This is a genomic window from Acinetobacter sp. Colony158, assembly GCF_019264745.1.
Lineage (GTDB): Bacteria > Pseudomonadota > Gammaproteobacteria > Pseudomonadales > Moraxellaceae > Acinetobacter > Acinetobacter ursingii.
In genome coordinates this window covers 1,833,849-1,841,451 of record NZ_CP078523.1, presented here as the reverse complement: position 1 = coordinate 1,841,451, position 7,603 = coordinate 1,833,849, and the positions used below count along the sequence as shown (strand labels likewise).

The following is a 7,603-nucleotide window of genomic DNA, read 5'->3' as shown; positions in this document are numbered from 1 at the left end:
TGACTACACTTTTAGGTTTATTTAAAAAAATTCATCCGCTTTGGGTCATGTTGCTTGGTGCAGGTTTGGGTATTGTGCTGCTCTAAATCGGAACAGACATAAAAAACCCGCTGCTTGCGGGTTTAAACTTATTTATCTAAGATTGATTCAAAGGCTTTTAAACGCTTATGAATGGAGAGTAATTCAATAATCGTTTTCCAAGAATTAATCAAATATTGAAATGAGTCACGGACTTTACCGAATACTCCGCCTATTTGATTAATCAGACCTAAAGTCAGTTTTCCTGCGGCAATCGACGGAAATAAAACCACCAGATTGTAAAGAATATCCAGTTGTCCATACCATGTAGCAGTTAAATTAAAATAAGCATAATGAAAATAAAGTCGAAAATAGTTTTTGCGTACCCGACTAAATAATTCTTTTAAAGTCGCAGGTTGTGCACGATCCGCATGATCTTCCCCATAGACCAATTCTTTACGATATGCTGCTTCAACTTTTTGATTATTAAATTGTAAGCCAGGTAATTTAATCCCCACCACCATCAATAAGATAGTTCCAAATAATGACCATACAATCGCAGCCCAAACCAATGAATGATTGAGCTCACCCACGATCGGAACAACCGGAACATATTTTGAAAGTTGAAAAAGTAGTGGAAGAAACGCGATTAAAGTCATCATCGCTTTGATCAGCTCTACCCCCAAATCTTCCATGATAGTAGCAAAACGCATGGTATCTTCCTGCACACGCTGTGATGCCCCTTCCACATGCCTTAATTTGTCCCAATTTGCCGTATAATAATCATTCATTGCCGTCCGCCAGCGAAAAACATAATGGCTGGTAAAAAAGGCATTAATCACCGCAAGCGTTACTCCAACCATGGCAATATAAAGAAAAACCATCGTTTCTTTATATAAATCCATTATGTTTCCACCGCCATTGGTCAGCATGCTTTGAATCAAATCCCAAAAAGGCACATACCAAGCATTTACCGCAACACTGACCTGTACCCCAAACCAGATATTGAATAAAATAAAAGCGGAACCCCAAACTGACCATCGTTGCCACGGATTATCTGAAACTTTCTTCCAAAACAAAGCAAATATGGCTGTCGCCACAAAAAACCAAAGATAAAACCATAAAAAAGCAGGCGACCAAAAACGGCTTACACCGACAGGAAGTTCAGCATCGGCATATCCTTTTGGAAAACCCAAAAATTCGCCCCACTCTTTGCCGCCTGAATACCAAAGCACAATATTAATAATAAACCAGAAGATGAGTGATAAAAAAAACCACTTGGGTTTTGGAAAAAATGACTTGAACATGAAGTTGCGATATTCCTTTTTCTGCGCACTATCGTTGGGATAGAAATTAAGATGTAAATCTTAAATTCCGCCTAAATAACTGTCTGTTCTTTGTTATTTATGTACAGCTCTATATAGCGCTTTTTGTATGGACGATACAAGTCCCATACATTGATAGTTGCTTTCATTTTTTATACTTCAGCCAAGCTCAGCTTTCTTAAATGCCGATATCCGTTTTTTGTTTTTTTAAAGTTACTTTAATAGATGATTTAAATTGACTTAAAGATATAAAGAAATAGGTAATTTCAAGAGATTCATTGCGTGAAAGCGAACGTATTAACTATGTCATTTTCACCAGTGAGCAAAATAAACATATCTGATCCAAGTTTATTAAAATCAACCCGACAACATCATATCTATTTAAAAAATATAGATATAAATTTTAAATAGAATTTTTGATAGGCGTTTTGTTTGTCAGATATGTCTCATAAATGGACTAAGTTTGATATACAATATATAAAATATATGCACTTCAAACGGGAGTAAATTTTTATGGATCTAAAAGCTATCGAACTTATCGAAACGATTACTTTACATAAAGAAAATTTTACACCTAAAGTTTTCGAAAAAGGAACCGTGCTTAAAGTCATGATGCCAACACCAACCTCTTTATTGGTTTCTGATGATGAAGGCTTTTCGTTTACGATTGCTTTAGATCAGGAAGGCAAAACTTGGCACCCATTATAATGGTGTTCTTTATATCGTTTTGATGTTTGGTGCTGTATTGACTGATCTAAGATCACGGAGATGTAATTTTTGGGTTAAAGGGAAAACACGGATGGTTTACTTCAACACTCATGACTTTGTAAGTCATAACCTTTGCCTATAAACTTTTGGTCTATAGCGTCCTAAGCCGAATCGAGACCTTTTGGGTGAGTACACACTTACGTGATACATTTCGGTGCATGCTACTCTTTTCGATCCCCTGTGGAACTTTTGTTCCTAACCTTGCTAAATAGTCTAGAGAGAATCCGGAGAGATTGTTTTCCGAATTTCTAGCTTTATTAAACGTAATTGAAAATTTATCGCAAATTAATTAGTTTTCTTAGAAAAAATTCTCTTTATATTTCCACTTTCAGATTTTTAACATCTCCTTTCTCCTCAATAGCGAAATTTTTTAATTTTACATCTGGCTCTTTATACTATTAATCATTTATTAGGTTTTATCTAAGGTGGAATAATCGTTTGAGCAAACTTATGCAGGGTATCAACTTTGCCTTGATCAAATGCTTCAGGCTTAATGTAATAAAGCTGATTTTTTTTAAGAAATGGCGCAAAATAGACCCCACTTTTGGGAATAAATGATGGGTTGAAGATTCGCTTATGAGCAATTTAGCTTTCGCTTCATTTTCACTACATGGTGTTGATGCACAAAAATTTTTGCAGGGTCAAGTTACGATTAATGTCGAAGCTTTATCTGAAAATACGACCCGTTATACTGCAATTTGTGATTTAAAAGGTCGCATCCATTTTGGCTTATGGTTAAACAAACAGTCTTCCGAAAGCTTTCAAATTGTCACCACGCAGGATCAGAGCGAGGAATTTGCCAAACATATTCGTAAATACGGCGCTTTTTCTAAAATGAAACTAGAGGATACGGGTCCTGTATTTCCATCACTGGTTGAGAAAAGCAGTGAATTTTCAAGTACAGAATCAGATATTACCGCTTGGCAATTACATGCCATCGAAGCCGGTCAGGCATGGATTGCTCAAAGCACTGAGCATGAGTTTCAGCCGCAGGAATTACGCTTACATCAACGTGAAGGCGTTCATTACGATAAAGGGTGCTATCTAGGTCAGGAAATTATCGCGCGATTGTGGTTTAAAGCTAAACCAAAACATTGGTTACATTTGGTACTTGGCAATGGTGAAGTGCCTGCACCCGCAACAAAATTAAGTAACGACGTTGAAGTGGTCAATAGTATTGCGGTTGAAGGTGGTTATAAAGCCTTGGTCGTAGCCAAACCTGCTGCGCTTGAAGAATTGAGCTTAACCATTTTGGATTTACCCGAATATTTAAGTGGTGATGTGGCAAGACCGCAATAACTTGCGATGAATGCTCTATTTATTTGTAGTAGAAATCAATGGCGTAGCCCAACAGCAGAACGTGTATTTTCAAAACACATGAATACGCGTTCTGCTGGAACGAGTAAGCAAGCCAAACGGGTGGTTTCAGCACGAGATATCGTATGGGCAGATCATATTTTTGTGATGGAATATCACCATAAACAAAGATTGGTTGAACAATTCAATAAGAATCTGAGAAATAAAAAAATTACCGTCTTAGAAATCCCAGATGAATATCATTTTATGCATCCAGACTTGGTTGAATTGTTAAGCCAAGCCATGCAGCCTTATTTATAACTAAACACATTTCTTCACTATTGTTTTTCATCATTTTTTGGCATGATCAAATGGCTTTTTATTGTGGAATGCAACATGAAATTTTTATTCAGCGCATTGACGCTAAGCTTATTTAGTATCTCCCTCAGCCATGCCAATATTGCCACTGTGCAACAAAATTTAAAGAAGAATTTTCCAGATATTCCAGTGCAATCGGTACAAACCACGCCTTTAAAAGACATTTATGAAGTCTATATGGGCGGGCAAATTGTCTATACCGATGATGATGCCAATTACTTTTTTATTGGCAATCTCATTGACAATAAAAACCAAAAGAATTTAACCGAAGATAGTTTACAAAAACTTGAAAAAATTGATGTTTCCACACTACCTCTCGATCAAGCCATTAAACATGTCAAAGGCAATGGTCAACGTGTTCTATACCTCTTTAGCGACCCTGATTGTCCTTATTGCCAACGTTTAGAAAAGCAAATGGCATCGGTCGATAATGTCACGATTTATTTGTTTTTATATCCACTCAAAGGTTTACATCCGAATGCAGAAAATATGGCCACGCAAATCTGGTGTGCCAAAGACCAATATGCTGCTTGGGAAGATTATCTCTTAAATAAAAAACAGCCGACAAAATCTGCAAGTTGCCAAACACCAATTCAGAAAAATCTGGAACTCGGTAAACGCTTAAAAATTAGCGGAACTCCCACCATGTTCCTCAAAAATGGCAACAGAATTACAGGTGCGGTGGAGGCCGATGAATTAAATCAGCTTTTAGATAAAACCAAATAAATTTTAGGGAAGTTTAAAATCTTTGATCTTCCCAAATTTAATCTATGATTAAGCAATCGACTGTAAAAAATGACACATTCATTCTCAATTTTTATATTTACATTCCACGCAAAACTTTTATGATGATGATTCACAATGTAATACCCATATTGTGCATCAATGGAATGATGTAAGTATGACAACAGGATTTTTAAAATGAAAAAACTTCTTCTCGTCGGTCTTATTGCTTTATCTTCAACCACCTTTGCAGCAGAAACAGCCCCTCAAACCAGTACAGCCAATAACCCTTTTGCCAAAGCTGAACAGTTATATAAAGACAAAAATTATAATGCGGCTTATCAGGAAATGGATCGTTTAGCCAAAACAGGCAATGCGCAAGCGATTTACAATCAGGGATTTATGAGTGAATTGGGACAAGGTACTGCTCAGGATTCAAAAAAAGCGCTTGCTGCTTATCAGGAAGCCTCCAATAAAGGTTATCCAGTCGCGACATATCGCCTTGCTCAAATTTATATGGCGGGTGAGTTAGGTGTCACGAAGGATGAGAAAAAGGGGCGTGAATATCTGGAAAAAGCCTCGAATGCAGGTTTGGATGAAGCAACCGTAGAACTTGCCGTATTATTATTTGCTGAAAATAAAGATGCTTCGAATAAACTGGCACTACAAAAGCTTCAGCCATTAATCAATAAAAATAATTATCGTGCCATACACTTAAAAGCGATATATGACATCAGTAATGGTTTTAAGACCAAGAATGAGGCCGCAGTTAAAGTGGGTTTAGCCAGTATCGAAAGTCTAGCCAAGAAAGGCTATATTCCTGCGCTGATGGCCGTTGGAAACTTGATGACTAACGGCAATATTGTGCCGCAAAATTTGCCAGAAGCACGCAAAATTTTTGCTGCTCTAGCTCAGGATAATGTTCCTCAAGCCAAAGAATCACTGGCTACGGTAGATAAGCTGATTGCGGAAAAAGCGAAAGCACCTGCCACCAAAGCAAAAAGTTAAGTGAAACAACAAATCATTTTGCCTCTATCATCGAGGCAAAATGATTTACCACCACAACATGATCAAGCTGCTAATCCCAACAAAGCCTAAAATCGTACTTAACATCAAAGGGGTTAAAGCACGTTCATTTAAACCATAAGCCTGCCCAAAAATTCCAAAGGCAATCGGCATTGGTAATGCAGCTAAAATGGTTCCCGCATATAACATTTCTTGGCTCACATCTGGCAACATCCGCAGTAAGCAATAGATCATTAAAGGCATCAGGATAACTTTAAAAGCCACTAACAAGCCACTTTGCAGATTCAAAGCACTCATACCCATTCCAACCAAACTTCCACCAATCACAAATAATGCTAAAGGCGATGCCGTTTTCCCTAACAAAGCTAAAGATTGATCGACTAAAGTAGGCAAGCGGATATCTAACAAGATACAACTCATCCCCAAAATAATGGTAATAATCACAGGATTTTTTAGCAAATTTTGTGCGGTTTTTTGCAATAGCGCCCATACTTTTTGTTGTTCTTGCTGCCCTGCTTCTGCTAATGCCAGAACCAAAGCCAAGATCAATAAATTTTCCAGAATCAATGTCAATGAAATATAAATCGCAGCATGTGATCCCATCAGTAAACTTAATACCGCCGTTCCAATAAAGCCCGTATTGGACATAGAAGCGCCCATTGCCAGAACAGCCGTTGGAGTCAGACTATATGAAAAGCAATAACGATAACAATAAAACGCCAATGCAAAGATAATTAAAGAACCGCCACCATAGGCGATAAAATAAGACGGATGCCAAATATCATTTAAACTTTTATTAGATAAGGCATACAGTAAAAATGCGGGTAAGGCTATTTTGATAATAAAAGCACTCAATGCCTTGATCTGATCAGGTGTAATCAGTCGAATTGAAACACTCAAGTAACCTGCCAACAATAATAGAAAAATTGGTACGATGACCTGTACAACCACATTGGCATCCTTTTTATCAAAATAAAAAGACGCAACCAAGTGCGCCTTTTGCTAAAAAAATTAATGGTTAAATGGTTTAAATAATTGCTTTAAGCCATGCGGTTGGCAACGCAAATATTGTGGTGAAATCTCAATTTCAGCACCTAATGCAGCGGCTGCATGCCACGGCCAGCGTGGATCGTACTGAATAGCTCTTGCCAGTGCAATCGCATCGGCCTGATCGTTTTGTAAAATCGCTTCAGCTTGTTCTGGCTCTGTGATCAAACCCACTGCAATTACAGGAATTGAAACTTTGGATTTAATCTGCTCGGCAAAAGGTACCTGATAATTCGCACCAATTTTAATGTCCTGAAGCTCATGCAAACCGCCACTAGACACGTGGATATAAGCTGCGCCTAATTGTTGTAGAGCCAACGATAATCCAATACTCGACTCGATATCCCAACTTGCTGTTGGCTGCATCCAGTCTGTTGCAGAAATACGCACACCAACTGGAAAGTTTTGAGGCACAGCAGTTTTAATCGCTTGCAGCACTTCTAAAGTCATCCGAATACGATTTTCAAATGAACCGCCATATTCATCCGTACGCTGATTCGACAACGGCGATAAAAACTGATGTAACAAATAACCATGTGCCGCATGAACTTCGATGAGTTGAAAACCAGCGTCCACAGCACGAACTGCCGCAGCAGCAAAGTCTGCCTGAATCTGTTTGATCTCATCAATACTTAATGAATGCGGGAGCATGTCATGAGCACCAAACGCAATTTCACTCGGTGCCACCGTTTGCCAGCCATGTACATGATCTGGAGCGATTTGTCCTTTACCTAACCATGGTTTATCTGTGGATGCTTTACGACCCGCATGAGCAAGCTGTATCGCAAATGGCATTGGCGAAAGTTGCTGAATATTATCCAAAAGCGCTTTGATTTTATCTCGTTGAGTATCATTCCAAAGACCAACATCGGCATAACTGATGCGTCCTTGGGCTTGAACCGCAGAGGCTTCAATAATACATAGGCCTGCACCAGATAGCGCATAATTGGCCCATTGCTGTTCATGCCAATAGGTAATTTCACCGTCATCAGTTGCAGAATATTGGCACATCGGTGCAATGA

General features: G+C 38.3%; 8 protein-coding genes and 1 pseudogene. 6 read left to right on the top strand and 3 right to left on the bottom strand.

Annotation, left to right across the window (positions count from 1 at the left end):
* Positions 1-86: pseudogene (locus JR005_RS14735) on the top strand (chromate transporter); the annotation flags it as partial.
* 42 nt (positions 87-128) lie between these two features.
* On the opposite strand, the gene sbmA reads toward JR005_RS14735, so the two are convergent.
* Positions 129-1,325: a peptide antibiotic transporter SbmA gene (gene sbmA, locus JR005_RS07600; protein ID WP_004992524.1), complete on the bottom strand. Its 1,197-nt coding sequence runs from the start codon at positions 1,323-1,325 to the stop codon at positions 129-131.
* 531 nt (positions 1,326-1,856) lie between these two features.
* On the opposite strand from sbmA, the gene JR005_RS07595 reads away from it, so the two are divergent.
* From JR005_RS07595 to JR005_RS07575, 5 genes are all read left to right on the top strand, one after another.
* The gene (locus tag JR005_RS07595) at positions 1,857-2,051 is read left to right on the top strand and encodes a hypothetical protein (protein ID WP_004992522.1); all 195 of its coding nucleotides are present in this window, start codon (positions 1,857-1,859) and stop codon (positions 2,049-2,051) included.
* Between the two features lie 636 nt (positions 2,052-2,687).
* Positions 2,688-3,410, top strand: a complete 723-nt coding sequence (locus JR005_RS07590; protein ID WP_004992521.1) for a YgfZ/GcvT domain-containing protein — start codon at positions 2,688-2,690, stop codon at positions 3,408-3,410.
* Positions 3,411-3,416: 6 nt separating this feature from the next.
* On the top strand, positions 3,417-3,728 hold the full coding sequence (locus JR005_RS07585) for a low molecular weight protein tyrosine phosphatase family protein (protein ID WP_004992517.1): 312 nt from the start codon (positions 3,417-3,419) through the stop codon (positions 3,726-3,728).
* Between the two features lie 75 nt (positions 3,729-3,803).
* Positions 3,804-4,511: a DsbC family protein gene (locus tag JR005_RS07580; protein ID WP_004992516.1), complete on the top strand. Its 708-nt coding sequence runs from the start codon at positions 3,804-3,806 to the stop codon at positions 4,509-4,511.
* Positions 4,512-4,706: 195 nt separating this feature from the next.
* On the top strand, positions 4,707-5,516 hold the full coding sequence (locus JR005_RS07575; protein ID WP_004992511.1) for a tetratricopeptide repeat protein: 810 nt from the start codon (positions 4,707-4,709) through the stop codon (positions 5,514-5,516).
* A gap of 45 nt (positions 5,517-5,561) precedes the next feature.
* On the opposite strand, the gene JR005_RS07570 is transcribed toward JR005_RS07575, so the two are convergent.
* The gene (locus JR005_RS07570; protein ID WP_218664821.1) at positions 5,562-6,485 is read right to left on the bottom strand and encodes an AEC family transporter; all 924 of its coding nucleotides are present in this window, start codon (positions 6,483-6,485) and stop codon (positions 5,562-5,564) included.
* Positions 6,486-6,545: 60 nt separating this feature from the next.
* The coding region (locus JR005_RS07565; RefSeq protein WP_218664820.1) for an NADH:flavin oxidoreductase/NADH oxidase at positions 6,546-7,603 on the bottom strand (1,058 nt) is incomplete at its 5' end.